The 26,674-nt window shown below is 59.0% G+C and carries 30 protein-coding genes; 9 read left to right on the top strand and 21 right to left on the bottom strand.

Annotated elements, in window-relative coordinates; genetic code table 11:
• The 6 genes from arnC to arnF are packed head-to-tail and all read left to right on the top strand — an operon-like array spanning position 1 to position 6,250.
• Positions 1 to 984, top strand: a complete 984-nt coding sequence (arnC, locus tag SP99_RS21025) for an undecaprenyl-phosphate 4-deoxy-4-formamido-L-arabinose transferase (RefSeq protein ID WP_025759633.1) — start codon at positions 1 to 3, stop codon at positions 982 to 984.
• Positions 981 to 2,963: a bifunctional UDP-4-amino-4-deoxy-L-arabinose formyltransferase/UDP-glucuronic acid oxidase ArnA gene (gene arnA / locus SP99_RS21020; RefSeq protein ID WP_047959647.1), complete on the top strand. Its 1,983-nt coding sequence runs from the start codon at positions 981 to 983 to the stop codon at positions 2,961 to 2,963. The genes arnC and arnA overlap by 4 nt, the downstream gene beginning before the upstream one ends.
• A complete protein-coding gene (gene arnD / locus SP99_RS21015; protein WP_047959646.1) occupies positions 2,960 to 3,862 on the top strand; it encodes a 4-deoxy-4-formamido-L-arabinose-phosphoundecaprenol deformylase in 903 nt (300 codons plus the stop codon). The genes arnA and arnD overlap by 4 nt, the downstream gene beginning before the upstream one ends.
• Positions 3,859 to 5,514, top strand: a complete 1,656-nt coding sequence (arnT, locus tag SP99_RS21010) for a lipid IV(A) 4-amino-4-deoxy-L-arabinosyltransferase (protein WP_047959645.1) — start codon at positions 3,859 to 3,861, stop codon at positions 5,512 to 5,514. Before arnD ends, arnT begins: the two co-directional genes overlap by 4 nt.
• Complete coding sequence (arnE, locus tag SP99_RS21005) at positions 5,511 to 5,849, top strand: 4-amino-4-deoxy-L-arabinose-phosphoundecaprenol flippase subunit ArnE (protein ID WP_025759637.1); 339 nt, start codon at positions 5,511 to 5,513, stop codon at positions 5,847 to 5,849. The genes arnT and arnE overlap by 4 nt, the downstream gene beginning before the upstream one ends.
• Positions 5,846 to 6,250, top strand: coding sequence for a 4-amino-4-deoxy-L-arabinose-phosphoundecaprenol flippase subunit ArnF (gene arnF / locus SP99_RS21000; protein WP_047959644.1), 405 nt, complete (start codon positions 5,846 to 5,848; stop codon positions 6,248 to 6,250). The genes arnE and arnF overlap by 4 nt, the downstream gene beginning before the upstream one ends.
• Here the strand turns inward: arnF and acpT are convergent.
• The 18 genes from acpT to SP99_RS20910 form a co-directional block, all read right to left on the bottom strand.
• On the bottom strand, positions 6,183 to 6,800 hold the full coding sequence (acpT, locus tag SP99_RS20995) for a 4'-phosphopantetheinyl transferase AcpT (protein WP_047959643.1): 618 nt from the start codon (positions 6,798 to 6,800) through the stop codon (positions 6,183 to 6,185). The two genes, arnF and acpT, sit on opposite strands and share 68 nt — an antisense overlap.
• Before the next feature lie 2 nt (positions 6,801 to 6,802).
• Positions 6,803 to 8,032, bottom strand: a complete 1,230-nt coding sequence (locus SP99_RS20990) for a beta-ketoacyl-ACP synthase (RefSeq protein WP_047959642.1) — start codon at positions 8,030 to 8,032, stop codon at positions 6,803 to 6,805.
• Positions 8,029 to 8,760 carry a 3-ketoacyl-ACP reductase FabG2 gene (locus tag SP99_RS20985; RefSeq protein ID WP_047959641.1) on the bottom strand — a complete coding sequence of 244 codons (732 nt, stop codon included), beginning with the start codon at positions 8,758 to 8,760 and terminating at the stop codon, positions 8,029 to 8,031. Before SP99_RS20985 ends, SP99_RS20990 begins: the two co-directional genes overlap by 4 nt.
• Entirely contained in the window at positions 8,757 to 9,230 is a 474-nt protein-coding gene (locus tag SP99_RS20980) for a hotdog family protein (protein WP_047959640.1), read from the bottom strand. Before SP99_RS20980 ends, SP99_RS20985 begins: the two co-directional genes overlap by 4 nt.
• On the bottom strand, positions 9,227 to 10,396 hold the full coding sequence (locus SP99_RS20975; RefSeq protein ID WP_047959639.1) for a beta-ketoacyl-[acyl-carrier-protein] synthase family protein: 1,170 nt from the start codon (positions 10,394 to 10,396) through the stop codon (positions 9,227 to 9,229). Before SP99_RS20975 ends, SP99_RS20980 begins: the two co-directional genes overlap by 4 nt.
• A 1-nt stretch (position 10,397) precedes the next feature.
• Entirely contained in the window at positions 10,398 to 10,976 is a 579-nt protein-coding gene (locus SP99_RS20970) for a DUF3261 domain-containing protein (protein ID WP_047959638.1), read from the bottom strand.
• Positions 10,976 to 13,297: an MMPL family transporter gene (locus SP99_RS20965; protein ID WP_047959637.1), complete on the bottom strand. Its 2,322-nt coding sequence runs from the start codon at positions 13,295 to 13,297 to the stop codon at positions 10,976 to 10,978. Before SP99_RS20965 ends, SP99_RS20970 begins: the two co-directional genes overlap by 1 nt.
• Positions 13,266 to 13,871 carry a LolA family protein gene (locus SP99_RS20960; RefSeq protein WP_047959636.1) on the bottom strand — a complete coding sequence of 202 codons (606 nt, stop codon included), beginning with the start codon at positions 13,869 to 13,871 and terminating at the stop codon, positions 13,266 to 13,268. Before SP99_RS20960 ends, SP99_RS20965 begins: the two co-directional genes overlap by 32 nt.
• Positions 13,868 to 14,290: an acyl-CoA thioesterase gene (locus tag SP99_RS20955; RefSeq protein WP_047959635.1), complete on the bottom strand. Its 423-nt coding sequence runs from the start codon at positions 14,288 to 14,290 to the stop codon at positions 13,868 to 13,870. Before SP99_RS20955 ends, SP99_RS20960 begins: the two co-directional genes overlap by 4 nt.
• A gap of 3 nt (positions 14,291 to 14,293) precedes the next feature.
• Complete coding sequence (locus SP99_RS20950) at positions 14,294 to 15,985, bottom strand: glycosyltransferase family 2 protein (RefSeq protein ID WP_047959634.1); 1,692 nt, start codon at positions 15,983 to 15,985, stop codon at positions 14,294 to 14,296.
• On the bottom strand, positions 15,976 to 16,329 hold the full coding sequence (locus SP99_RS20945; protein WP_047959633.1) for an ApeI family dehydratase: 354 nt from the start codon (positions 16,327 to 16,329) through the stop codon (positions 15,976 to 15,978). The genes SP99_RS20950 and SP99_RS20945 overlap by 10 nt, the downstream gene beginning before the upstream one ends.
• On the bottom strand, positions 16,316 to 17,665 hold the full coding sequence (locus tag SP99_RS20940; protein WP_047959632.1) for an AMP-binding protein: 1,350 nt from the start codon (positions 17,663 to 17,665) through the stop codon (positions 16,316 to 16,318). The genes SP99_RS20945 and SP99_RS20940 overlap by 14 nt, the downstream gene beginning before the upstream one ends.
• Complete coding sequence (locus tag SP99_RS20935; protein WP_082137927.1) at positions 17,658 to 18,263, bottom strand: COG4648 family protein; 606 nt, start codon at positions 18,261 to 18,263, stop codon at positions 17,658 to 17,660. The genes SP99_RS20940 and SP99_RS20935 overlap by 8 nt, the downstream gene beginning before the upstream one ends.
• Positions 18,235 to 18,486, bottom strand: a complete 252-nt coding sequence (locus SP99_RS20930; RefSeq protein WP_047959631.1) for an acyl carrier protein — start codon at positions 18,484 to 18,486, stop codon at positions 18,235 to 18,237. The genes SP99_RS20935 and SP99_RS20930 overlap by 29 nt, the downstream gene beginning before the upstream one ends.
• Before the next feature lie 12 nt (positions 18,487 to 18,498).
• Entirely contained in the window at positions 18,499 to 18,756 is a 258-nt protein-coding gene (locus SP99_RS20925) for a phosphopantetheine-binding protein (protein WP_047345717.1), read from the bottom strand.
• Positions 18,737 to 19,552 (bottom strand): lysophospholipid acyltransferase family protein, encoded by an 816-nt coding sequence (locus SP99_RS20920; protein ID WP_047959630.1) that lies wholly within the window; start codon positions 19,550 to 19,552, stop codon positions 18,737 to 18,739. Before SP99_RS20920 ends, SP99_RS20925 begins: the two co-directional genes overlap by 20 nt.
• Positions 19,552 to 20,271, bottom strand: a complete 720-nt coding sequence (locus tag SP99_RS20915; RefSeq protein WP_047959629.1) for a beta-ketoacyl synthase chain length factor — start codon at positions 20,269 to 20,271, stop codon at positions 19,552 to 19,554. Before SP99_RS20915 ends, SP99_RS20920 begins: the two co-directional genes overlap by 1 nt.
• A gap of 150 nt (positions 20,272 to 20,421) precedes the next feature.
• Complete coding sequence (locus SP99_RS20910; protein WP_045286765.1) at positions 20,422 to 21,471, bottom strand: AI-2E family transporter; 1,050 nt, start codon at positions 21,469 to 21,471, stop codon at positions 20,422 to 20,424.
• A 145-nt stretch (positions 21,472 to 21,616) separates the two neighbouring features.
• Here SP99_RS20910 and SP99_RS20905 point away from each other — a divergent pair, with 145 nt between their 5' ends.
• Positions 21,617 to 22,834 carry an MFS transporter gene (locus SP99_RS20905; RefSeq protein ID WP_047959628.1) on the top strand — a complete coding sequence of 406 codons (1,218 nt, stop codon included), beginning with the start codon at positions 21,617 to 21,619 and terminating at the stop codon, positions 22,832 to 22,834.
• Positions 22,835 to 22,838: 4 nt separating this feature from the next.
• On the opposite strand, the gene SP99_RS20900 is transcribed toward SP99_RS20905, so the two are convergent.
• Both SP99_RS20900 and SP99_RS20895 read right to left on the bottom strand, forming a co-directional pair.
• Complete coding sequence (locus tag SP99_RS20900; RefSeq protein WP_047959627.1) at positions 22,839 to 23,396, bottom strand: DcrB family lipoprotein; 558 nt, start codon at positions 23,394 to 23,396, stop codon at positions 22,839 to 22,841.
• A gap of 72 nt (positions 23,397 to 23,468) precedes the next feature.
• On the bottom strand, positions 23,469 to 24,134 hold the full coding sequence (locus tag SP99_RS20895; RefSeq protein WP_045286763.1) for a 7-cyano-7-deazaguanine/7-aminomethyl-7-deazaguanine transporter: 666 nt from the start codon (positions 24,132 to 24,134) through the stop codon (positions 23,469 to 23,471).
• 167 nt (positions 24,135 to 24,301) lie between these two features.
• Here SP99_RS20895 and tusA point away from each other — a divergent pair, with 167 nt between their 5' ends.
• Positions 24,302 to 24,544, top strand: coding sequence for a sulfurtransferase TusA (tusA, locus tag SP99_RS20890; protein WP_008503071.1), 243 nt, complete (start codon positions 24,302 to 24,304; stop codon positions 24,542 to 24,544).
• Positions 24,545 to 24,608: 64 nt separating this feature from the next.
• Here the strand turns inward: tusA and yhgN are convergent, their stop codons facing one another.
• The gene (yhgN, locus tag SP99_RS20885; RefSeq protein WP_025759646.1) at positions 24,609 to 25,202 is read right to left on the bottom strand and encodes an NAAT family transporter YhgN; all 594 of its coding nucleotides are present in this window, start codon (positions 25,200 to 25,202) and stop codon (positions 24,609 to 24,611) included.
• 177 nt (positions 25,203 to 25,379) lie between these two features.
• On the opposite strand from yhgN, the gene asd reads away from it, so the two are divergent.
• Positions 25,380 to 26,483 carry an aspartate-semialdehyde dehydrogenase gene (asd, locus tag SP99_RS20880; RefSeq protein WP_047959626.1) on the top strand — a complete coding sequence of 368 codons (1,104 nt, stop codon included), beginning with the start codon at positions 25,380 to 25,382 and terminating at the stop codon, positions 26,481 to 26,483.
• Positions 26,484 to 26,674 lie beyond the last annotated feature (191 nt).

The raw sequence follows: 26,674 nt of genomic DNA, 5'->3' as shown, positions 1-26,674 counted from the left end.
ATGTTCAGTGCACCGCCCGTACAAAAAGTTTCCGTGGTTATCCCGGTTTATAACGAGCAGGAGAGCCTGCCTGAACTGATTCGCCGCACCACGGCTGCCTGCGACACGATGGGCAAAGCCTACGAAATTCTGCTGGTGGATGACGGCAGTAGCGACAATTCCGCGCTGATGATGACCGAAGCCGCGCAGGCTGAAGGCAGCCACATTGTTGCGGTGTTGCTCAACCGTAACTACGGCCAGCACTCGGCGATTATGGCGGGGTTTAGCCACGTTACGGGCGATCTGGTCATCACCCTGGATGCGGACCTGCAAAATCCGCCGGAAGAGATCCCGCGTCTGGTGGCCAAAGCTGATGAAGGCTTTGATGTGGTCGGCACGGTACGGCAAAACCGTCAGGACAGCCTGTTCCGCAAGCTGGCTTCACGCACCATTAACCGTCTTATCCAGCGTACCACCGGTAAAGCGATGGGCGATTACGGCTGTATGCTGCGCGCTTACCGCCGCCATATCGTCGACGCCATGCTGCACTGCCATGAACGCAGCACCTTTATTCCGATCCTCGCCAACACCTTTGCCCGTAAGGCGACGGAGATCCCGGTTCTGCACGCCGAGCGCGAGCACGGGGAGTCGAAGTACAGCTTTATGCGTCTCATCAACCTGATGTACGACCTCATCACCTGCCTGACCACCACGCCGCTGCGCCTGCTGAGCGTTTTCGGCAGCATTATCGCCGTCGCCGGATTTGCGCTGTCCGTTCTGCTGGTTGTCCTGCGCCTGGTCTTTGGTCCGCAGTGGGCGGCGGAAGGGGTCTTCATGCTCTTTGCCGTGCTGTTTATGTTCATCGGCGCCCAGTTTGTCGGGATGGGGCTGCTCGGTGAGTACATTGGCCGTATCTATAACGATGTTCGCGCGCGTCCGCGCTACTTTATCCAACGTGTTGTCCGTCAGGAACACAAAGCATCTCAAGAGGAAAACCACCCATGAAAGCTGTTGTCTTTGCCTATCACGATATGGGGTGCACGGGCACGCAGGCCCTGCTGGACGCGGGCTATGATATTGCTGCAATTTTTACCCATCCGGACACCGCCGGAGAGAATACCTTTTTCGGCTCTGTGGCGCGTATCGCCGCCGAGCGTGGGATCCCGGTTTATGCGCCGGACGACGTTAACCACCCGCTGTGGGTGGAGCGCATCCGCGCGCTCGCCCCGGATATGATCTTCTCGTTCTACTACCGCAATCTGCTCTGCGATGAGATCTTGGGCCTGGCCGCAAAAGGGGCCTTTAATCTTCACGGCTCTCTGCTGCCTGCCTACCGTGGCCGCGCCCCACTGAACTGGGTGCTGGTGAACGGTGAGACGGAAACCGGCGTGACGCTGCACCGCATGGTGCGCCGTGCGGATGCGGGCGCCATCGTGGCTCAGCAGAAAGTCGCTATCGACGCTGACGACACCGCGCTGCAGCTGCATCACAAGCTGAATGCGACGGCGCAGACGCTGCTGCGCGATGTGCTGCCGACCATCCTGAACGGCACCTTCAGCGAGACCGCGCAGGATGAGAGCAAGGCAAGCTGCTTTGGCCGCCGTACGCCGGAAGATGGCCGTCTGGACTGGAGCAAGCCGGCCCGCCAGCTGCACAACCTGGTGCGCGCCGTGACCGACCCGTGGCCGGGCGCATACAGCTTTGCGGGCGTCAGCAAGTTTATCGTCTGGAAATCTCGCGTGCGTGACGACATTCCGGCCGCCAGACCGGGCACTGTTGTCTCCGTCTCCCCGCTGATTGTGAGCTGTGGTGAGCAAGCGCTGGAGATCGTCACCGGGCAAACCGACAACGGCCTGTACGTGCAGGGCACCCAGCTGGCGCAGTCTCTGGGGCTGGTGGCCGGGGCACTGATCACCAGCGCACCGGTGGTGGCTCTCAAACGCCGCACCCGCGTGCTGATCCTCGGCGTGAACGGCTTTATCGGTAACCACCTGACCGAACGCCTGCTCAAAGACGATAACTATGAAATTTATGGCCTGGATATTGGCGCGGATGCCATCAGCCGGTTCCTCAATAACCCGCGTTTCCACTTTGTGGAAGGGGACATCAGCATCCACTCTGAGTGGATCGAGTACCACATTAAAAAATGTGACGTGGTGCTGCCGCTGGTCGCCATTGCCACGCCAATCGAGTACACCCGTAACCCGCTGCGCGTGTTCGAGCTGGATTTCGAAGAGAACCTGAAGATCATCCGCGACTGCGTGAAATACGACAAGCGCATCATCTTCCCGTCCACCTCTGAAGTGTACGGCATGTGCACCGATAAGAACTTCGATGAAGACACCTCTAACCTGGTGGTCGGGCCGATCAACAAACAGCGCTGGATCTACTCTGTCTCTAAACAGCTGCTGGACCGCGTGATTTGGGCCTACGGCGAGAAAGAAGGGCTGCGCTTTACCCTGTTCCGTCCGTTTAACTGGATGGGACCCCGTCTGGATAACCTGAACGCGGCGCGTATCGGTAGCTCCCGCGCGATCACCCAGCTGATCCTGAACCTGGTGGAAGGCTCACCTATTAAGCTTATCGAAGGTGGTAAACAGAAACGCTGCTTTACGGATATCAGCGACGGGATCGAAGCCCTGTTCCGCATCATCGAAAACAAAGATAACCGCTGCAATGGTGAAATCATCAACATCGGCAACCCGGATAACGAAGCGAGCATTCGCGAGCTGGCCGAAATGCTGCTGGCAAGCTTTGAGCGCCATCCGCTGCGCGATAAATTCCCGCCGTTTGCCGGTTTCCGCGAAGTGGAAAGCAGCAGCTACTATGGCAAAGGCTACCAGGATGTCGAGCACCGTAAGCCCAGCATTCGCAATGCGAAGCGCTGCCTGAACTGGACGCCGACGGTGAAGATGGAGCAGACCATCGATGAAACGCTCGATTTCTTCCTGCGCACCGTGGAGCTCTCGGAACAGGCCTCATGAAAAAAGTCGGTTTACGCATTGATGTCGACACCTTCAGGGGGACGCGTGACGGCGTACCCAAACTGCTGGAACTGCTGGGCAGGCACGGCGTGCGTTCCAGCATTTTCTTCAGCGTGGGGCCTGACAACATGGGACGCCATTTATGGCGTCTGGTTAAACCGGCGTTTCTGTTCAAAATGCTGCGCTCGCGCGCCGCATCCCTCTACGGCTGGGATATTTTGCTGGCCGGCACCGCCTGGCCCGGCAGGCGCATCGGCGCGGGTAATGAAGCGGTTATCCGGGAGGCGGCGCAGCATCATGAGGTGGGCCTGCACGCCTGGGATCACCATGCCTGGCAAGCCTGGGCGGGCGTCTGGGACATCCCCCGCCTGACCCGCGAAGTCGAGCGCGGGATGCTGGAGCTGGAGGCGATTACCGGTCAGCCGGTGCGCTGCTCCGCCGTGGCAGGCTGGCGTGCGGATCAGCGCGTGGTGAAAGCCAAAGAGCCCTTCGCGTTTCGCTACAACAGCGACTGCCGCGGAACCGGACCCTTTTTGCCACTGTTGGGCGAAAATCGCTACGGTACGGTGCAAATTCCCGTCACGCTTCCCACCTGGGATGAAGTGGTGGGGCGCGAGGTGACCGCCGACGGGTTCAACCGCTATATTCTGGACTGCATCCATCGCGACGCCGGTACGCCGGTGTATACCATCCATGCCGAAGTGGAAGGGATTGCCTTCCAGCAGGATTTCGATGCGCTGCTGACCCTGGCCGCGCAGGAGGGGATTACCTTCTGCCCGTTAAGCGAGTTGCTGCCTGATGATCTCAGCACCCTGCCCGTGGGCAAAGTTGTCCGTAATGAACTGGCTGGCCGGGAAGGCTGGCTTGGCTTTCAACAAACCGTGAGTTCGGTCCCATGAAAACAGCCCGTTATGGCTTAGCGCTTCTCGCACTGTTTATCGTTTACTACCTCATCCCGGTCGATATCCGCCTGCTGTGGCAGCCTGATGAAACGCGCTATGCGGAAATCAGCCGCGAAATGCTGGCCTCCGGTGACTGGGTGGTCCCCCATTTTCTGGGGCTGCGTTACTTTGAAAAACCGATTGCTGGCTACTGGATCAACAGCCTCGGGCAAGTATTGTTCGGGCACTCGAACCTTGCCGTGCGCGCCGGGGCGATCTTCTCCACTGGACTGACGGCGCTGCTGGTTATCTGGATGGCCTGGCGTCTCTGGCGGGATAAGCGAACAGCCCTTTTCTCCGGCCTTATTTTCCTGACCCTGTTCCTTGTCTATGGCATTGGTACGTATGCGGTGCTGGATCCCATTATCACCCTGTGGCTGGTGGCGGCGATGTGCAGCTTCTGGCTGGCCTCACAGGCCCAAACCGTGGCCGGAAAAGCCGGTGGCTATGTGCTGCTTGGGCTGGCGTGCGGGATGGGGGTAATGACCAAAGGCTTCCTGGCGCTGGCGGTACCGGTGATTGGCGTGCTGCCGTGGGTGATAGCGCAGAAGCGCTGGAAAGAGGTGCTGATATTTGGCTGGCTCGCGATCCTGAGCTGCGTGCTGATTGTTCTGCCGTGGGCGCTGGCCATTGCGCAGCGTGAGCCTGATTTCTGGCGTTACTTCTTCTGGGTGGAGCATATTCAGCGTTTTGCTCAGAGCGACGCGCAGCACAAAGCACCATTCTGGTATTACCTGCCGTTCCTGATTGCGGGCAGCCTGCCGTGGCTGGCGCTGCTGCCCGGCGCGTTTCGTTTCGGCTGGCATGACAGACAAAACACGGGCGGCGGGTTCTATCTGCTGGGTTGGGTGGTGATGCCGCTGCTGTTTTTCAGCATCGCCAAAGGCAAGCTGCCGACCTATATCCTGCCCTGTTTTGCCCCGCTGGCGATCCTGATGGCGCGCTATGCCTGCCTCGCGGCGGAAAAAGGTGCCAGAGCGCTGCGCATTAACGGCGGGATTAACCTGGCGTTTGGCGTCATCGGCGTGGTGGCGGCGCTGGTGGTCTCGCCGTGGGGGCTGGCTAAGCATCCTGTCTGGACATCCGTTGAGCTGTATAAAGTCTTCTGTGCGGTGGTGGCGTTCCTCATCTGGGCTGCGGTAGGCTGGTTTACCTTCCGACAGAGCCCGCAGCGCTGGTGGCTGGCTGCCTTGTGTCCTGCGGGACTGGCGTTGCTGATTGGTTTTGCCATTCCTAACCTGGTGGTGGATTCCAAACAGCCGCAGTCGCTGGTCGATACCGTGCGCGAGCCGTTGCAGAACAGCCGGTTTGTGCTGGCCAACAATGTTGGCGTGGCCGCCGGCCTGGCGTGGGAGCTGAAGCGTAATGACATCACCCTGTTTGGTCAGAGTGGCGAGCTGCGCTACGGGCTGGATTATCCCGATGTGAACGATCGTTTTGTCGGCAAAGATGACTTCGCGCAGTGGCTGGCGGCGCATCGTCAGCAGGGACGCGTATCGCTGGTTATCCTGCTGTCCAAACGCGATGACCTTTCCCGGGCGAATCTGCCCGAGCCTGACAGCCTCTATATCCAGGGCCGTCTGGCCTACCTGCAGTATCTGCCGAAATGATGATCTGGATCTGGCTGATACTGGCAAGCGTGCTCAGCTGTGCGGGGCAGTTGTGTCAGAAGCAAGCCACCCGTCCGGCGAAAGCCGGGAGGCGTGGGGCGCATATCGCGCTGTGGCTTGGTCTGGCAATGCTGATGCTGGGCTGCGGGATGCTGGTCTGGCTGGTGGTGCTGCAACGCCTGCCCGTCGGCATTGCCTACCCGATGCTGAGCCTCAATTTTGTCTGGGTGACGCTGGCGGCGAAGGTCGTCTGGCGTGAGCACGTCGCGTCACACCACTGGCTGGGGGTGGGGTTCATCATCATGGGGATTATTATCCTGGGAGGGAGCCTGTGAAAGGGGCGTTGTGGGCGTTATGCAGCGTGCTGTTAGTCAGCGCCGCGCAGCTGCTGCTGCGAAGCGCCATGCAGGCGCTTCCCTCTGTAGGCGAGGCGTTCGCATTTCTCCAGGCCCTCTGGCATTTCTCGTCCGGTACCGGTGCGCTGCTGCTGGGGTTAACGGGGTATGTCGCCTCTATGGGCTGCTGGTATCTGGCGCTGCACCGTATGGCGCTCAGCAAAGCGTATGCCTTGCTGAGCCTCAGCTATATCCTGGTGTGGGGCGCGGCGATCCTGCTGCCCGGCTGGGACGAACATTTTTCCTGGCGTGGGCTGGCGGGTGTCGGGTTGATTATACTGGGCGTGCTGGTGATATTTCTGCCCCGGACATCTCGTGGTGAAAAATCGCACCGGGGGTAAGGGTAAACGGGGTGGACGTGCAGACGGCGAGACTCAGAGAGCCAAAGTGAAGCTGGCTGACCGTGTGGGTCTGCGAGGTGCTGTCGATGCTAACAATCTGCCAGGCACTGCCGCCTCGCTGCTTCACAATCGCCTCTTTACGCGTCCAGATCCCCCAGAAAGCTGAGAGCTTCGCCTCCTGCGCTTCGCGTTCCAGCTCCGCATGTTCCGCAACGCTGAAAACGGCGTTAGCCAGCGCCTGCCAGTTCTCGCGCGGGCGTATCACTTCGATATCGCAGCCCACTTCACCTTCATCGCTCACCAGCAGAGCAATGTCGTCCCCGCTATGGCTCAGGTTAAACCAGAGCCGATGGTCTTTCGCAAAGGCGGGTTTCCCCTGTTCGCCGTACACAATGTCGGGCAGCAGAGAAGGTGACAATGTCCGGGCGAGCAGCGTCCTGCCAGCCAGCCAGGAACGGTTTCGGGCACCCTGTGGCGCCATGTCTGCGAGCGTTGACGCCAGCGGGTCCGCGCTAAGAGTGGAGATTTTTCCCAGTATAAACTGGTACATAGTTACGCCCAGCGTTTGATAATGATTGAGGTATTGATGCCGCCAAACGCGAAGTTATTGCTTTGCAGATACTCGCAGTCAATCTGACGGGCTTCCCCCATAATATAATCTAAAGCACCACATTGCTCATCCGGTTGTCTTAAATTGAGCGTCGGGGCAAACCAGCCTTCACGCATCATCTGCACACTCATCCACGCTTCCAGCGCTCCGCAGGCACCTAACGTATGGCCAAAATAGCTCTTCAGCGAGGAGATGGGGACCCTGTCGCCAAAGATGGCCGCAGTAGCCTGGCTTTCGGCGATATCACCGCGATCGGTGGCGGTACCGTGGGCAGAAATATACCCAATATCCGTGGCGCGTAAGCCTGCCATCGCCAGCGATTGCTCCATACAAACCTGCATAGTTTCACGCTGTGGCTGGGTGATATGCGCCGCATCGCAGTTGGTGGCAAAACCCACGATTTCGCCGTAGATGATCGCCCCGCGCGCTTTGGCGTGCTCCAGCTCTTCCAGAATCAGCGTGCCAGCCCCTTCACCGATGACCAGACCATCGCGCGCGGTATCGAAGGGCGACGGCGTGGTTTTTGGCGCGTCGTTGCGCTGGCTGGTGGCGAACAGCGTATCAAATACCGCGGCTTCTGACGGACAAAGCTCCTCGGCGCCCCCGGCGACCATAATGGTCTGATAACCATGGCGAATGGCTTCCCACGCGTAACCAATCGCCTGGCTGCCTGAGGTACAGGCGCTCGACGTGGGAATGACGCGCCCCCGCAGACCAAAGAACAGGCCAGTATTGACCGCGGTGGTGTGCGGCATCATCTGCACATAGGTGGTGCCGGTGATGTTATTGGTGTGTTTTTCCATCAGCATGGAGGCGAAGTCGCTGACCGGTCCTGTGCTGCCCGTGGACGAACCATAGGCGATGCCGGTTTGCCCCTGCGTCAGGACTGCGTCATGGATCAGGCCCGCCTGCTCAAGCGCCAGTTCGGTGGCGCGGGTGGAGAGTAACGACACGCGGCCCATGGCGCGAATGCGCTTGCGGGTATAGTGTTCCGGGAGGGTGAAATCCTCAATGGGGGCGGCCAGCAGCGTTTGCAGACCGGCATACTCTTGCCACTCCGTCATGGTGCGCACGGCGTTTTCGTAGCCGAGCAGCCGCTGTGAAATGGTCGGCCAGTCCTCGCCAAAGGAGGTCACGCCACCCATTCCCGTAATCACTACCCGACGCGTCATAACATCCCCCCGTTAATCGAGATCACCTGGCGTGTCACATAGCCTGCCCGGTCCGACATCAGATAACTCGCCAGACCGGCCACCTCGTCGGCCTGTCCCATGCGCTGCATCGGTATCATGGACATGGCTTCTTTCAGCGCGGTCTCTTCCATCTCGATCATGCCGGTATCAATCAGCCCGGGCGCGATGCAGTTGACGGTAATTTTGCGTTTTGCCAGTTCAATGGCCAGCGCCTTGGTGGCGCCGATAATACCGGCTTTGGCGGCACTGTAGTTCACCTGTCCGCGGTTGCCCATCACGCCTGACACGGACGACAGGGTAATAATTCGTCCGCCCTTGCGGGTTGCGATCATCGGCATGATGCAGGGATGAATGACGTTATAAAAACTGTCGAGGTTGGTGTGGATGACGCTGTCCCAGTCCTCGTCGCTGAGCGCCGGAAACGCGCCATCGCGGGCGATTCCGGCATTGCTGACCACGCCATACCATGCGCCAAAGGTACTGATTTCCTGTTCCAGAACCTCGCGGCACTGCTCGCGGTTACCCACGTCAAACGTCAGTAAACGGCCCGTCCCGCCGGCCTGAACAATCGCATCCAGCGTCTCCTGAGCACCATCAGCATCACGATGGTAATGCACGCCCACGGTGAAACCGTCAGCCGCAAGCTGACGGGCGATTGCGCGGCCAATGCCTTTGCTGGCGCCAGTGACCAGTACGGAACGTGTCATGATGAAGCTCCCTGAGAAAAAAGTGAGGTTAATTCGTCCTCGCTGGGCTGGAACGTATTCACGCGGCCCGTGGCAAGAGGGGCGTTATCCGTCTGGATTGTGCATTCAAAGCTGCCAAAGCGCTCATCCTGTATCAGGCGTTCGATAGTTATGGTTAATGTAGTGCCTGCGGCAAAGCGGCCCGCGCTGCACACCAGCTCGCGAGCACCCAGTACCATGCCCAGCGGACTGTGGGGCAGCCCTTTTTGCAGACGGTGCCATTCGGACCAGACGCCCACGGTCTGGGCCATCAGTTCCAGCGCAAACCAGCCCGGCAGATCGCCGTCAACGTTCAGGAATGGCGCAAGCACACCGTGCCCGTCGACCGTGACGCTGCACACCGCGCAGCTGTCGGTGACACGCTCCACGCGCTCAAGCAGCAGCATCGGTGTATCGTGAGGCAGGTAGTCGGCGGGGGATAAATAACTCATGACACTCTCCCCAGCAGAAGGCTGGCGTTGTTACCGCCAAAGGCGAATGAGTTCGATAAAATCACCGGTTTTGTCAGCGGCGCACGCTGATGCAGCAGGCCGCAGGGCGGCAGCGTGTCGTCCGGCGCGTAGCGGGAAAAATCCTGCGGCGGCAGCGGCAGGTCACGGGTCAGGATCAGCCAGCTTAAGGCGGCTTCAGTGATCCCGGCCGCGCCAAGCGTATGGCCGGTGAGGTGTTTGGTGGAGCTGCATGGTACCCGGTCGCCAAAGAGGGCGTTAATCACGTGCGCCTCAATCCGATCATTGAGGGGGGTGGCGGTGCCGTGCAAATTAATATAGCCCACCTCATCTGCCGTCATGCCTGCCGCCTTCAGCGCCTGGGTAATGGCGCGAATGGCGCCTTCACCCTCTGGATGTGGGGCAGAGATATGGTACGCATCGCTCGATTCGCCCGCCCCCAGCAGCGCCACCTGATCCGGTTCGCGGGTCAGCACCATGAGGGCCGCCGCTTCACCGATGGTGATCCCCCGGCGGTCGCGGCCAAACGGTTCGCATTGCGTGGGCGAGAGCGATTCAAGGCTGTTAAAACCGTTGACCGGCATACGGCTTAAGCTGTCTGCACCGCCCACAAGGGCGACGTCCACCAGTCCGGCCTCAATCAGACGCTGTCCGCTGATGATCGCCCGGGCGCTGGAGGAGCAGGCGGTAGAAATGGTATATGCCGGGCCATCCAGTTGCAGCCAGTTGGCCAGGAAGCGGGAGGGGTCGCCCAGCTCCTGCTGCGGATACTGCCATTGCGGACTGCGCTCGCCTGTCAGGGAGAGGCGCACGTACTCATCGCCTTCATCCAGCCCCGAGGTGCTGGTGCCCAGCACAACCGCCACGCGGTCGCGGCCCACGCGCGCAATGGCGGCCTCGACGGCAGGCTGAATCTGCGCCAGCGCCGCCAGCAACAGCTGATTGTTACGGCTACGGTGCGCTGACAGGCTATCCGGTATCGGTGGCAGGTCACCCTCAACGCCCCCCAGCATGGCATCGGGTAACCCTTGCAGCCATCCCGCACGGTGACGCATACCCGGCGAAACCCCGGCGTTCAGGTTTGCCGCGATCTCATCGACCGAGTTGCCCAGCGCGTTGACCATGCCAACAGCGGAAATGTAAATCATCTCAGTCACCCAGATATTGAATGGTGATGTGGTATTTAAAGACGTGCTGCTCAATGCTGATCGGCTCGCGCTTACCGTTGCGTTGCAGGTAGATAATCTCTGTGACCAGCTTGCCGTCAGGGTTACGCAGTTCGCGTCGGGTTCCAGTATCGTTTAGCGTCCAGCCTTTCGGCAACTGCGGCTGCCAGGCGCTGAGCGGCCAGTGGCTGAGCATCACATCTGCCAGCACCTGGCTGGCTGGCGGCAACTGCGGCATCATGACCGACTGCTCGGTGTGGATCACGGTGCCATCATAGGTTGCGAGGAACAGGCGGATCCCCACCGAGGAGAGTCCCGCAAGCGTCACTTTTTTCCCGTCAGCGTTCAGCAGAACCAGCAGCGACTGGGTCTGACCCTTAAACCGGCCGGTCAGTAGCTGCTGAGAACGGATGGCTGGCGTAATGCCCGGTGGTGGCAGCGTCACCTGAGTGCCCGGCTGAAGCCAGGCCTGCGGGCGAGTTCCTTCAGTATCGGTCGAATGGCTGCAGCCTGCCAGCAGCAGCGCCGAAGCCAGTGCTGCGGCGCGGTAAAAAGCGTTCATTATCGTTTTCTCTCGTTCTTGACCGGCCTCGCCAGTGGGGCCAGCAGGAAGGCGGTAAAAATACCGCTTACCAGCACAATACCAAAACTGCTGATGGCCTGCGTCGCGCTGAACACCAGCATGCCCAGCGTCAGCAACGTGGTCATCATTGCCAGGGTGATGGCCAGCATCGACGTCAGCGGCGTGCCGCGTGGGTTGCTGAAAAACAGCGTGTAGTTGATGCCAATGCCAAGCACCAGCACCAGTGCCAGCAGCGAAAACAGATTGACGGAATGCCCGACGACGGCCAGCGCCGCCAGCCCGCAACTGAGCGACAGCACCGACGGCACCAGGCTGATAAGTCCCTGGCGCCAGCCAAGACGGAGCATCGCGCCGCAGGCGATCACCGCCAGCGCCACGCACAGCAGCCCCGTAAGCAGCGTGCGATAAAGAGCAAACAGGCTGTCAAAACTGGCCTTGCGATCGACCCAGACGACCCCTTCATGCTGTGCCGCCAGTTCACTCAGTGCTGCGCTGTTTTTGACGCCGTCCACCGGGACGAGCACGCCGCTTTCGCCGCCCTGCAGGGTCAGCCAGAGCAGACGCCAGCCTTCGCTGGCCGGGCTGGCAAGCCAGGCCTCCACGCTGAAAGGCATCGGCGTCAGATTCGGTAAAACGGCATTAAGGCCCGCGCTGTGCAGCACGTTCGTTACCGCAGGTGCAGCGTTGTGCAGCAGTGCAAGATCGCTTTTTTGCCGCTTCATGGAGTTCAGCGGCAGGGTTCGCCAGCTTGTCAGCTCACCCGCTTTTTGCGCCTGCGCCAGCGCCGGGGTAAAGGCCTCCAGCCGCTCCAGCGTCTGCTGGGCCGACGCGCCGTAAACCACAAACCACTTCTGATCGACGCGCTGGCCGGTCAGGGCGGTGATGGCTCTCTCCTGCGCCAGAACCGTTTTCGGTAGCGCCTGTAGCTGGGCGATATCGTCGTCCACCTTCAGGGTGGCAATTCCCACGGCGGAGAGGAGCGCCAGCGTGACGGGCAGGCCAACCGCGAGTGTCTTTTTGCGTCGCCAGGCGGCCAGCCAGCGCGACATCGCTCTTCTGGCCGGAACCGGGCGTACTGGCAATCCGCGGCAAAGCCAGGGGTGCCAGAAGATCACCGTCAGACAGGAGGCACTCAGCCCCACGGCGGCAAACAGCGCCATCTGGCGGATCCCGGGGAAGGGGGCCAGCATCATAATCAGGTACGCCACGACGGTCGTCAAAAGCGCCAGCAGCAGGGCATGACGCACTTTGTCCAGGCTTTGCCACGGTGAATTTTCGCCACCGTGCACCAGCCGTTCGGTCAGGTAGTAGAGGGTATAATCTGCCGAAATACCGATGATGCTCATGCTCATCACCAGCGTCATCAGGTGCAGTTCGCCAAACAGCAGCAGGGTGGCGACCGTGCCCGCCAGCGCGCCGACGGCAATCGAGATGGCGCACAGCAACAGCGGACGCAGGGAGCGGAACGTCGCCACAATCAACAGGATCACGCCAAGAAGGGTGGCGACACCGAGCGTTGAGATATCTCGTTTGGCCTGCTGGCTGGCGTAATCGCTATAAAAGACGGTGCCGCGAGACAGCAGCTGCGCCTGTGGGTAGCGCGCTTTCAGCTTCACCTCCAGCGCCTTAAGGCTGGTTATCAGCCGGTGGGTTTGCTGCATATCGAACGACGAGCCCGCCAGCTCGCCGTGCAGCAGATACCAGATGTTTCCCGCCTCATCTTTTGTGACCAGCCAGCCGTCCATCAGCCGCATTTTCTGACCGTTTTGCGCGAGGGCGAGCTGCGAGCCGCGCACCAGCATCAAGGGATCGTTTTGCAGCTCCTTGCCGCTCACGCCTGAAAAAGCAGAGTAGAGCTGGGATAAAATCCACTGCGCCTGCGCTTCGCCGCCGTTTTGCAGGCGGGCGCGGGTGGCCGGATCTACCAGGCCGTTGCGGTGCTGCCAGAAGAATTCCCCCCAGGCCTTTTGCCGGGCTGCGTCCATCGGGCCTTTGACCTCACCGAGCAAGCCACTGCTTTGCAGCAATTCCAGCCATTGCTGCGCCACGCGCGGGTCCGGATCTTTGCCGGGGCTGACCAGCCAGACCAGCTGGCGGTCGAGCCGCTGCATAAAGCCGTCGTTGAGCGCTGGAGGAATCGCCCCCAGCGTCTGTGTCGGCAACATGGCCAGCACGCTGCTGTTCAGGCGGGCGCCGGGCAGCAGCGACACCAGCAGACCCAACATAATCAGGCATCCCGCGGCCCACAGCAGCGCCGGGCGCAACGATTTACGGTGCGGCAAAGCGTTGGCGTTCGTCATCGGTCAGGCTGGCGGGCGTCAGTCGGTGGCGGGAGAGAGTGATATCCGTGCGGTCGCCCTGTTTGTCGTTGAGACGAACAGACTCCAGATACGTCGCACCGCCCAAATCGAGAGTGGTGAAAAGGGTGTTCAGCGGCGTCGTTATGGGGGTGAGCACCAGCGACCAGCGGCCTTCCCCCTGGTCTCTAAAATCGATGCGGAAATTGTCTTCCAGCACCTTGCGGTCGGCCTGGAACAAGGCCCGCAGCAGGTGGTTGAACTGGAACATTTGCGGGTTATTGTCGGCGGTAATGGTCTGCGGCGGCTGGCCGTTGATCGTCTGCACCATCCGTTTGTCATCCAGCAGTAGCGTCATGGGAAACGGGGCCTTTTGATCCCACAGCAGGCCGCTGTCACGGGCGATCACCATCTCGCCCTGCGAGCGCAGCGGCTGCGGCATATCTTTAATCGTGCGAACCTGTTCGAAGTGCGCGCGCACCACAGGTTGCTCTGTGAACCGCTGCTGCAGCTCATCCAGCGTCACGGCGCTGACCAGCGGGCTGAACATCAGCGTCAGCAAAGGCAACCATTTCATGGCGTTACTCCCATTCGTTCTAACAATATTGCCGGGCTGACAAAGCACATTTCGCGGGTGGCCACGTCGACCGCCACCTGGATGGTGTAACCGGTGGTGGTGCGTTTACCGGTCTGCGCGTCGAAGATTTGATAAGCAATGCGCAGGCGGTTTTCATACTCTTCAATTTGCGCCCGGACCCGGATGCGTTGCTCAAACGTCACCGCATCGCGGTATTTCACCCGCGTATCGACCACCGGCCAGACATAGCCGGAGGCCTTCATCTGGCGATAGCCATAATCAAACTGATTGAGCAGCGCTTCGCGGGCTATTTCAAAGTAGCGGAAATAGTTGCCGTGCCAGACCACGCCCATCATGTCGACGTCGTGGAACGGGACGGTGATTTCAACTTCCGTCGTAAAGCGGGGATCGGTCAGCACCCTTTACTCCTTCTCGGCGATCTCGGGCAGTTGCCAGAAATCGAAAAAATTAAACCAGTCGAGCGGCGACAGTAAGGCGTAATGCTCCAGCCGCTGCGCGTAGCGATCGACGGTATGTTGCAGCGCCTGCTGGCGTTCACCGCGCGGCAGCAGCAGCGGATCGGCAAACGGTTCGCAGTGCAGGGTGAGCCTCCCCTGGTGGCTGAGGGCAAAAATCAGCACCACCGGACAGCGCAAAATGGAGGCGAGGATAAACGGCCCCTGCGGGAACGGCGCGGGCTTGCCCATAAACTCGCTCCAGATCACGCGCCAGCTGCCGCCTCGCTGCGGCGTGACGGCGATACGATCGCCCACGATGGCCACCCACTCACCACGATCCAGTTTTTCTTTGATCAGGATAGCGGTCTCCGGGCCGATGTCAGTGACGGGCATCAGGTGAATGCCCGCCTGCGGCGCCATCTCTTCCATGATCTGCTTAAAGCGTTGGGCGTTATCGCTAAAGACCAGCGCGTTGATGGTTTTTCCCCCTTCACGCTGCGCCAGCGCCCGGCAGGCTTCCACATCGCCAAGATGCGAGGCCAGCAGCAGTTTACCCCGAGGATCGTCCAGTCCCAGCGCCTCGCTGGCACCCGGTGCAAACACCAGATCGCGATGAAGCTGCATCTCGCCGCGCCAGCTGGCCACTTTGTTGAGCATGGCATGACCAAAACGCAGGAAGTGTAAAAAACTGTTCAACCGGGGAGGCGGTGGGATCTGTCGCTGTGCCATGACCTCTTTAACCCGCCTCAGCCATTGCTGCGACGCCTGACGCGCCGAACGGGCGGTAAGCCAGTAAACAGCGGTGACCGGCCACAGCAGCAAGGTGAAGGCTTTGCGACCAAGCAACTGCCAGACGCGTAACATCAGGCGCATTCCCCATAGCCCTTTGACCTCCTGCTGTTGCGCCCAGTGCTGCGGGCGACGGCGCATCAGCAGGGTGGGGATGCGCGGCAGCATCCCCAGGAACAGACGGGTATGCATCAGCGAGATGCGCACGTTGTCTTTTAGCGCATCGAAGTGGGATTCACCGTCTGCCGGGTAGGTGACGCGGGTGGGCAGAAAATAGCTGGGCGTGCCCTGCCAGTAGAGGCGGACCATCACTTCAGTATCAAAGTCCATGCGCTTGCCGAGCGAGGTACGTGCGGCAAGCTGCATCACCGGCGTGATCGGATAGACCCGAAAGCCGCACATGCTGTCTTTAAGCTCCAGGGACAACGTTTCAATCCAGACCCAGACGTGGGTTATCCAGCGTCCGTAAAGGCGCGAACGGGGTATGGAGTCATCGTAAACGGGCTGACCGGAAATCAGCGCCTCGGGGTGACGTTGTGCCAGCGCCAGAAAGCGGGGGAGATCTTCAATCGCGTGCTGGCCGTCGGCATCCACCTGGATTGCATGAGTGAAGCCGCGCTCTGCGCAGGCCTGCAGTCCCGCCATCACCGCCGCGCCTTTGCCGCTGTTTTTCGCCAGACGCAGTAGCGAGACCTGAGGATACTGCTCCGCCAGGTGCGCAAGCGCGCGGCGCGTGCTCTCTTCGCTGCCGTCGTCCACCACCAGGCACGGGAGGTCAAACGGCGCCAGGCGTGAGAGCACCGCTGGCATCATTGCACCGTGGTTGTAGCACGGGATCAGCACGCAGGGACGGAAGGTTACTGGCATAGACGAATCTTCCCGCTGCTGGCGGTATGGCGCTCGCTGCCCGCATGGCGCTGGTAGCTGAAGCTCAGCATCTGGCGGGCAGGGTGCCAGTCAAGGACCATCGTCACCGTGTTGTACGGCAAAAGCGGGGCAGCAAACTTCACATTCTGGATGCTGTGAAAACGGTAGCCCGGTGCCAGCAGGGTGGTGGCGTAATGCATCACCCAGTCGAGTTGTGCAACGCCCGGAAGCAGCGGCTGGACGGCAAAATGTCCCTTAAACCAGAGCAGGTCAGGATCGAGATAAAGGGTGATCTCCAGATGCTCCGGATGGGTCTGGTGGCGTTCAATTTCATGGGGTTTCATGAAACAACTCCTGTAGCTGAGTATAAACACGCTTGTTCATGCTGTTGACCGGGATTTCTTCGACGATCCGCCAGTAGCGGGGCACGGCAACCGGTTCAAGGCAGGGACGAAGCGCGCGACGCCAGGCTGATTCCTGAGCATTTTTACCCACGTTATCTCTTTGCAAACGCGCCGCGTTACTGAGCACCAGCAGCACGCCTATACTCTGGCGTCCCCCGCGCGTGACCGCCAGCGCGGCGGCGTCGCAAATGCCGTCAAGCGCCAGTAGTCGCTGCTCGATCTCATCGAGTGAAACGCGTTTATCTTCAATTTTGACTATCCGACCACGGCGTCCGACGATGTTGAATTGCCCGTCTGCCGTGAAATGCAGAATATCATTCAGCACAATCCCCTCCACCTCGTGGATCAGTGGCGACGTCACGCGATCGTCCTGGAACGTCACGCCGGGGAACGGCTGCCAGAGCGTCGTCTCATCCTGACGGTGACGCCAGCCCAGGACTCCCGTTTCGGTGCTGCCGTAGATTTCATCGGGCCAGACGTTGAGCCATCCCTGAAATGTGGTGATATCCTGCCAGGGCAGTACACCCCCTGCTGAGAAGAGCAGGGCAACAGGGGGAGGCGTCAGTGCCGTATCCAGCCGCTTGAGGAACGCCGGACTGCTGATGAAAAGATAGCGTTTGTTGTGGGGTAGGGCTGAGAGCTGCTCGGCATAGTTAAGCAGGCGGGCATGTACCGGCAGACCGAGCGCCATGGGTAAGACGACACGAAACGTCAGGCCATACAGATGATGCAACACCACGGAAGCCACGACGCTACAGCCCGCCAGCCGTTCGCCAAACCGGTCAGCGACTAAACAGGCTTCACGATCCAGACTGATGATCGGCTTAATGACCCGCTGCGGTGCGCCGGTGGAGCCAGAGGTGAAAAGCTCGATAACGCGCGTATCGTCAATGTCGGGCAGGAGAGAAAAGGCGTTGTCTGTCCGCGCAGTGGAAACCACTAACCGCTGTCGCCCCGAAAAGTCGAGCGTGGTGTCGCTCAGGATGCCGTCGAACATGGCCCGCTGTTCATTGAGCTGCGCAGTCCGGCTGTGGCCGGGGAGCACGGGCGTTTTACCCGCATGCAGCGTCGCCAGCAGGGCGACGATAAAAAGATAGCCGTTTTCAAAACAGAGCGCCCAGCGTTCGCCTTCCTCCTGGTGCAACATGTCGACCAGCCGAGTCACATCGTGGCGCAGGTCGCCGAGCGTCCAGACACGTTCGTCGAGCCAGGCGATCGGCGTGTCATCAGGACGTGGGGCATTTAGCCACTGGCTAAGAGGAAGGGGTTTACTCATTGTTCTCTCTTTTCATCACCCGCTGGCGCACCAGCCACTCGGAGGCCATCAGTGTTCCCATCAGAATGTAGGCGATTATCCCGTTCCACAACGTCCACAGGCGCATGTCGGCGTACAACACGGTAAACAGCGCTATTGCCCCGTTGCCGATAAAGAAGCCGCACCAGACTTGAGTGACCTTGCGGGTGTAGCGAACCCCTGCTGGCGACAGATGGGGTTCACGTATCCGCGCAAGCCGCTCTACCATCGGCATGGTTGTCCAGAGCGACCCTCCAAACACCAACAGCATCACCAGATTGACGACCACCGGATAAAACAGTACCCACTGGTGAGCGTGCAGAAACGCGCTCGCCATGCACAGCATCACCCCGGGCAGTGTCACGCTCAGTATCACATAGCGCAGGGGACCGCTATGCTGGCGCGCCTGATATAAACGCAGCAGTAATACCAGCGCTATTACGGGCAATATCCACTGTAAACGGTGGCTTGCAAGGCCATAGCCAATCAAAAACGGCCATGCCAGCAGCATCAGGCCCGTCAGTATCGGGATGAGCGGAATGGACGGCACGTCAGGCTTCGCGCTGGAGTTGTTCCACAACGTCCACGATGTCCTGAACGGTACGTACTGCTTTGAAGGTTTCAGGTTTAATTTTATGACCCGTTTTCTTCTGCAGGTTTACCACCATGTCAACGGCATCAATGCTGTCGAGATCCAGATCTTCGTAAAGCCGGGCTTGTGGCGTAATGTCTTCAGGGTTGAGTTCAAACAGTTTAATAAGAAGCGCAGAAACTTCCTGATAAATCGTTTCTTGGTCTGTCATAGCGGGTCATTCTCAGGCGCGTTGTTGATGGATAAAAGCAGCGAGCGTGGCAACGGAATAGAAGTGCTGACGCATCTCGTCACTTTCAGCAGAAAGCACTACGCCGTACTGATTTTTCACAGCCAGCCCCAGCTCCAGGGCATCAATAGAATCCAGACCCAGTCCGTCGCCAAACAGCGGAGCGTCGGTATCAATATCCTCTGGGGTAAGTTCTTCCAGATTCAGCGTAGAGATAATGAGATTCTTAACTTCAAGGTAGAGCGCTTGCATCTTTCATTCCTGACAAAGATTGAAGACCGGATGTTAATTGCTGCTGCATATGCCGGTTTAACTGCCTTGCAGCCAGCGCAGGTTCATGCTGGCTTGCATCGTAAAAATCATGAATGTTGATGCGTTCGCGAACATCCACGGTAAAAACAGGTTTTTTGGGTGGCACATTGTACCAGCGACTCTGTTTATCCAGCATCCGTTCGCTGCAGTGGATCACCACCACGCGCAGGGATCGGTTGCAACGAACGGCGATATTTGCGGCCCCCCGCTGCAGGGTAATGGCTTCACCTACGCGGGTGCGGGTGCCTTCGGGAAAGATAAGCAGAGTATCCCCTTGCGCCAGGCGCTGCTGGCTGGCTCGAAGCAGCGTTTCTGCTTCGCTGTTGATCAGGTAGTCGGCTGCGCGGATCACGCCGCTGACAAAGGGGTTATGCAGCAGCGCGCTTTTCACCAGACAGTCGGTTTCGTTCATGACCGACGCGAGGATCACATAGTCCAGCAGCGAAGGGTGGTTCGCGATCACCAGGCAACCGCGCTCGGCGCGCAGAACGTCCAGATTGTTAAAGCGGTAATCCAGTACGCCTGTCCCGCGAACGACCGCCAGGAACAGCCGAAAGCTGGCTGAAATGCTGCGTCGCGCCAGTCGGCGGCGTTTCGCGCCATCGCGCTGGAAAATCAGCAACAAGTTAAACCAGACCAGCGACAGCAGCAGCCCGCCGAGGCCAAACAGCGCGAAGCAGAACCCGGTCATCAGCATGCGCCATAACCGACTGAGACGGGACAGGAACCGGCTCATTAGCGCGTCCACTGCCACTGCAAACGCTCGCCCGCAAGGGAAAATTGCTGCGCGTCGCTCAGATAATGTCGCAGGAACTGAAGGCTTTGCGGCAACGCCGACTCTTCACTCACGCCTGCGCTCCGGGTTTCACAGCAGAGCGTGTCTCCGGCTTCAATCACCAGCGCAAGGGCGTAAGGCCAGACGGGCATCTGCGGCGGGAGTGCGGTTTGATAAAACTCAGGCAGTACGCCGTCAAAATCTACCAGCAAAATGCGGGCGTAGCCCGCGTGGAGCAAACTCAACACTTCGCACAAACTTTGCTGGAAAGTGTCCATACCGGCGGAGACCGAGGATGAGACAATCGGCTGACCCGCGGTAATCGTGAGGTTGCCTACCGCGGCATTGTGGACGGACATCGCAAAATCGGTGGGGGAAACGGGCTGCTCCGTCGCCAGCGCTTGCAGAATACGATAGTTGCGTTCAAGTTCGCCATGTCGACTGCTGTAGACCACGGCATCGATACGATGTTTGCGAAGCATCGCAAGACCGATATCGACGGCCAGCTTGCTGCCAGAATTGAGGCGGCGGGCGGTCATCATCGGCAGTTCGGTCGGTTTCGCAAGCGGCGCGGCGGGATCGATGGCTTCGGACTGGCGCGACCATGCCTGCCATGCGTCGGCATCGCTGAGTCCTGGCGCTCTTGCCTGCCAGTCGATAATAGAGAGTGTGAATTTCATCTAAGCGCGTCCGCGATAAACCTGTTTCTGTAATGTTTTCTTCGCAAGCGCGATGTTTCAGCGTACATCGTACAGTGTTGTCGCAGGCTTGCGAATAACGTTTCTCCTAAAAATTTCCCGTAGAGTAATGTTCCGTTCTACCCCAGACGCTTAACCCGGAAGCCGGCTCTTGGGTCTGCCTGGCCCAAGCAGAATGGCCAGCTTGCTGCCGCCTTTGGTGGTCTCCATCCAGATCTTACACACGCTGGTGAGCGGGACCGACAGCAGCATCCCGACCGGGCCCAGCAGCCATCCCCAAATCAGTAAAGATAAGAACACGACCAGCGTCGACATTCCCAGCCGGTGGCCCATCATGCGCGGCTCAAGAATATTCCCCAGCACCATGTGCACCACGAGGAACAGCGCCCCCACCAGCATGCATTCGTAGAAGCCATTAAACAGAAACGCCTGAATCATCGGCGGTACGGCAGAGAGCACCGCGCCAATATTAGGCACGTAGTTCAGCAGAAAGGCCAGAACGCCCCACATCAGCGCGAACTGCACGTCCATCAGCATCAGCCCCAGCCAGACAATGATCCCGGTCCATACGCTCAGCAGCGTTTTCAGCGCCAGATATTTGGAGACGCCCTTCAGCGCCCGGTGTAAGCCGGCAATGTGGATCTGGGGATTATTCAGCGCAAAGCGCAGCTTATAGGGGACGTGGCGCACTTCGAACAGCATAAACACCACCGTCATGACCAGCAGCAGAATGCTGGCCATCGCCCCGGAGAGGCCCGTCATTAACGTGGTGGCGTAGGTCATGACTTTCTCTGAATCCATCCTGCGCAGCATCCGTTCGGGTGAGATATGCAGATTCAGAAAGGGGACCATCTCCTGCAGCGCCACGATCTTCCGCGTCAGCTCTTTGTTGTACTGCGGCAGCATCGTGGAGAACTCGCTCAGGGAGGCCGCCAGCACGCCGAAAAGCGCCGTCAGGGCAATCAGCATCACAATAACCACGATGGTAATAGCCACCGGGCGGCTGACGCCCCGGCGTAAAAACCAGGTCACCAGCGGGTTAAGCACGATGGCAAAAAAGAGCGCCAGCAGGAGCTGGACAATAATGTCGGCGGCGGCATGGATACCCGCAAGGATAACCACCAGACAGGCGAGTTTTAATAAGATATGGAGTCCAGCTTTGTCGGACGGATTAGGGGTCATGCGTGTTCCTTTATGTGGTTGCCCGTTAAGTGTAGTGCGCGGGATCCGCCTCGTCTGGCACCGTTAATCTGAAAAGTCGCTGCTGATTTTCTGTTGGCGTCGTGGTAATAGTGAAACACTGTTGCAAAATTCCAGGTAAAACCCCATGCCCGAACCTGCCGCTGAACCGGTGCTAAGCGGACTGCGCCTCAATCTGCGCATCGTGTCCGTCGTGATTTTTAACTTTGCCAGCTATTTGACCATCGGCCTGCCGCTGGCGGTCTTGCCGGGCTATGTCCATGACGTTATGGGCTTCAGCGCATTCTGGGCGGGGCTGGTGATTAGCCTGCAGTATTTCGCCACGCTCCTGAGCCGCCCGCATGCCGGACGCTACGCGGACCTGTTCGGTCCAAAAAGCATCGTGGTTGTCGGGTTGTGCGGCTGTTTCCTGAGTGGGCTGAGCTACCTGCTGGCTGCCACAACCAGCCACTGGCCGCTGGTCAGTCTGGCATTGCTCTGCCTGGGCCGCGTCATCCTCGGCATTGGGCAAAGCCTGGCGGGAACCGGGTCAACGCTGTGGGGCGTGGGGGTGGTCGGTGCGCCGCACATTGGACGGGTGATCTCCTGGAACGGCATTGTCACCTACGGCGCAATGGCGCTGGGCGCCCCGCTTGGGGTGATGTGTTATGCGTATGGCGGTCTCTACGGGCTGGCGGGCACCATCATGCTGGTCGCGCTGGTGGCGATCCTCTTTGCCCTGCCGCGCCCGAAAGTCAAAGCCAGCAAAGGTAAACCACTGCCGTTCCGGGCGGTGCTCGGGCGGGTCTGGCCATACGGGATGGCGCTTGCGCTGGCGACCACCGGCTTCGGGGTCATCGCCACCTTCATTACCCTGTTTTACGATGCCAAAGGCTGGGACGGCGCCGCCTTTGCGTTAACCCTGTTCAGCTGTGCGTTTGTGGGCGCGCGGTTACTTTTCCCTAACGGTATCAACCGTCTGGGCGGGCTGAACGTGGCGATGATCTGCTTTGCGGTGGAGATGGTTGGCCTGCTGTTGACCGGCATAGCCATGGCGCCATGGGTCGCGAAAGTGGGCGTCTTCCTTGCGGGGGCGGGCTTTTCACTGGTCTTCCCGGCACTGGGTGTGGTTGCAGTTAAAGCCGTGCCGCCGCAGAATCAGGGGGCGGCGCTGGCGACCTATACGGTATTTATGGATATGTCGTTAGGCATTACCGGCCCGCTGGCGGGTCTGGTGATGGCCTGGGCAGGCGTACCGGTTATCTATCTGGCCGCGGCGGGTCTGGTGGTGATTGCCTTGATGCTGACATGGCGGCTAAAAAAATGGCCCCCGGTGCAGGCACCGGAGGCCACGTCATCATCGTGAAGCGTTACTGGATCACGATGGTGTTAATGATGTTTTCCGCAGCCGTTTGCGCTTTCTGCTGATCTTCCGCTGGCAGGGTGATCTGCAGGGTCAGCAGTTTGTTATCGACCTTGCCCAGCACAACAGAAGAGTAAGCGGTCTGGCCTTTTGCAGAGATGATGCTGTCCAGTTGCTGCAGCGTGTGGCCTTTCAGTTCGATGGACTTGTTGGTGACCACCTGCAACTGCGGATCGCGGCTGCGCTGCTGATCTTCCAGGCGTTTGGACAGGACGGCCAGGTCTTCGCTGGTGTCGTCGCCCACAATTACAATGACCGCTTTCTGACCGGTTGCGTCGGAGTAAACGTGCATATTGTTCGCCTGCGTACCCAGCTTGCCGCTCTGGTCAGTCATATCGGCTGGCAGAGAGAAACTGAGTTTGCCATCCATCAGACTCACCGGCTGACCGGTTGCGTTGCTCTCAGCGGATGCACCCTGAGCAGGCGTTTTCGTGTCGCTGTTATCACAGGCTGCAAGACCCACAACCAGCAGGCCAATCCCGACATATTTAACCAGATTGCGCATTGACTTCTTCCTTTCGATAAACGGCCATAACGGCTCATTCGCTCATCTTATCACAACTGATAAAGCGAACCTTTAACCAGCCTGTAATGCTGTGATTTCAGATTTATCTGCCAGCCTTTTCAGCAGCATATTCAACAGGACGCCGTACATGGGCAGGAAGAAGACAATGCTGATGAGCACCTTGAAGCAGTAGTCCACCAGGGCGATCTCCATCCAGTGTTCGGCCATAAACGCATCCGGACTGTGCCAGAAGGCGATGAAGAAGAACGCCAGCGTATCGCTGACGTTGCCGAACAGCGTCGAGGCTGTGGGGGCCATCCACCAGCGATGATTCTGACGCAGGCGATTAAACACATGCACGTCGAGGATCTGCCCCAGCGCATAAGCCATAAAGCTTGCGGTGGCGATGCGGGCGACAAACAGGTTGAAGTGGGTCAACGCCTCAAAGCCCTGCCAGCTTCCCATATAGAACAGGGAAGAAATCACGTACGAGATGAACAGCGCCGGAAGCATGACGGCAAAAATAATGCGTCGGGCCAGCGGTGCGCCAAAGATACGTACGGTTAAATCCGTGGCGAGGAAGATAAACGGAAAACTGAACGCGCCCCAGGTTGTATGAAAACCAAAAATGGCGATCGGGAGCTGCACCAGATAGTTGCTGGAGGTGATCACCAGCAAATGGAAAAGTGAAAGCCAGAACAACGCTTTTACGCGCTGTGATTCAGAAAACTGCGTCATATTGTGACCTTTTTATACGTTGGGGTGAGGGAACCCAATAAAAACCGCAGAATGATACTGCTTTGGCAGGACATTGCAATGGTTAGTTTTTACGCAATCGTTAACCTGGTTTGCATTGACTGCCACGGGGCGTAAACTACAGCCGTTTTTACCTGACCGAGAAGATCATGACCGACCTGTTTTCCAGCCCAGACCACACCCTTGACGCCCAGGGCCTTCGCTGCCCGGAACCGGTAATGATGGTACGTAAAACCGTGCGCAACATGCAGACCGGAGAAACGCTGCTGATCATCGCCGACGATCCGGCAACGACCCGCGATATCCCCGGGTTTTGTACCTTTATGGAGCATGAGCTGGTGGCACAGCAGACTGAGGCGCTACCGTACCGGTATTTGATTCGTAAGGGTTAAGTGGGCTGCCCTCTGCGGCCTGATGCCCTCACCCCGGCCCTCTCCCACAGGGAGAGGGAGAACGTCATCCTTTCATCCACGTCCGGATCCCGTCCAGGAACATCTGCGTTGCCATCATCACCAGAATCAACCCCATCAGACGCTCCAGCGCATTCACCCCTTTCTCGCCCAGCAGGCGCAGGAACAGCGACGACTGGAGCAGGATAATAAATGTCCCGCCCCAGGCGATCAGTAAAGCAATCACCAGATGGCTCATCTGATTGGGATACTGATGCGACAGCAGCATCAGCGTGGCCAGAATGGTCGGTCCGGCAACGAGGGGGATCGCCAGCGGCACAATAAACGGCTCTTCACCGGCGGGCAGGCCGCTGCTGCTGCCTTCCGCGCTCGGGAAAATCATCTTAATGGCAATCAGGAACAGAATAATCCCACCGGAAATCGAAACGGTTTCGGCGCGCAGGTTCAGGAACGCGAGGATCTTTTCGCCGGCAAACAGGAAGATAAACATCACCAGCAGGGCGATGAGCAGCTCGCGGATCATGATCGCCCGGCGGCGCTTTGGCTCGGTATGCTTTAGCACCGACATAAAGATCGGCAGGTTTCCCAGCGGATCCATTATCAGGATCAATAAAACCGCGGCGGAAATGATTTCACTCATGTAAATTATCCCTGAAACTCTCTATGGTTATTATGATGATTAGCTCTTTTTCTGATAGCCGGGCAATCATCGATTAATTTCGCTTGCGACTTTGGCAGCATTTTGTAATGTGAAGCATATCCCAGTTCAATACTGGCTTGCACAATCAGCACACACCCCTTGCAGGAAAAAAATGCTATGAAAAACGTTGGTTTTATCGGCTGGCGCGGTATGGTCGGCTCTGTACTCATGCAACGCATGGTTGAAGAGCGCGATTTCGACGCCATCCGCCCGGTCTTCTTCTCCACTTCCCAGCTTGGCCAGGCTGCGCCGTCCTTTGGTGGTTCCACCGGTACGTTGCAGGACGCTTACGATCTGGAAGCGCTGAAGGCACTCGACATTATTGTGACGTGCCAGGGCGGCGATTATACCAACGAAATTTATCCGAAGCTGCGTGAAAGCGGCTGGCAGGGCTACTGGATTGACGCCGCCTCGTCGCTTCGCATGAAAGACGATGCCATTATCATCCTCGACCCGGTTAACCAGGACGTGATCACCGAGGGGCTGAACAAGGGCGTGAAAACCTTTGTCGGCGGTAACTGTACCGTCAGCCTGATGCTGATGTCCCTCGGCGGCCTGTTCGCGCAGGACCTGGTGGAGTGGGTCTCCGTGGCGACCTACCAGGCGGCGTCCGGCGGCGGCGCGCGTCATATGCGTGAGCTGCTGACCCAGATGGGCCAGTTGCATAACAGCGTCGCGACCGAGCTGGCCAACCCGGCGTCTGCGATCCTTGATATCGAGCGTAAAGTCACCCAGCTGACCCGCAGCGGCGAGCTGCCGGTGGATAACTTTGGCGTACCGCTGGCCGGTGGCCTGATCCCGTGGATCGACAAACAGCTGGATAACGGCCAGACCCGCGAAGAGTGGAAGGGCCAGGCCGAGACCAACAAAATCCTCAATACCGCGAACACCATTCCGGTTGACGGTCTGTGCGTGCGTATCGGCGCGCTGCGCTGCCACAGCCAGGCCTTCACCATTAAACTGAAAAAAGATGTGTCTATTCCGACCGTGGAAGAGCTGCTGGCCGCGCACAACCCGTGGGCGAAAGTGGTGCCAAACGATCGCGATATCACCATGCGTGAACTGACCCCAGCAGCCGTAACCGGCACGCTAACCACGCCGGTTGGCCGTCTGCGTAAGCTGAACATGGGGCCGGAGTATCTCTCCGCGTTCACCGTGGGTGACCAGCTGCTGTGGGGTGCCGCCGAGCCGCTGCGCCGTATGCTGCGCCAGCTGGCGTAATAATTTGTTAACTACCGGGGGTGATTTTCACCCCCTTTTTTTGCGTACTACAGGGAGTAAAACGCAGATGTCTTATTTTTTATCAGGAGTCATGTAGAGCGTTGGCTATGCTTTAAGGAAGAGTCATTTCTTACCTGAGGTTAGGACGGGCTGACAGGATGCTCGTTCAGGTCACATTAAAGTCGTCCCGG

Source organism: Enterobacter sp. BIDMC92 (assembly GCF_001030225.1).
Lineage (GTDB): Bacteria > Pseudomonadota > Gammaproteobacteria > Enterobacterales > Enterobacteriaceae > Enterobacter > Enterobacter sichuanensis.
Note: the sequence above shows the minus strand (reverse complement) of the source record. Positions and strands in the feature narration are given on the sequence as shown.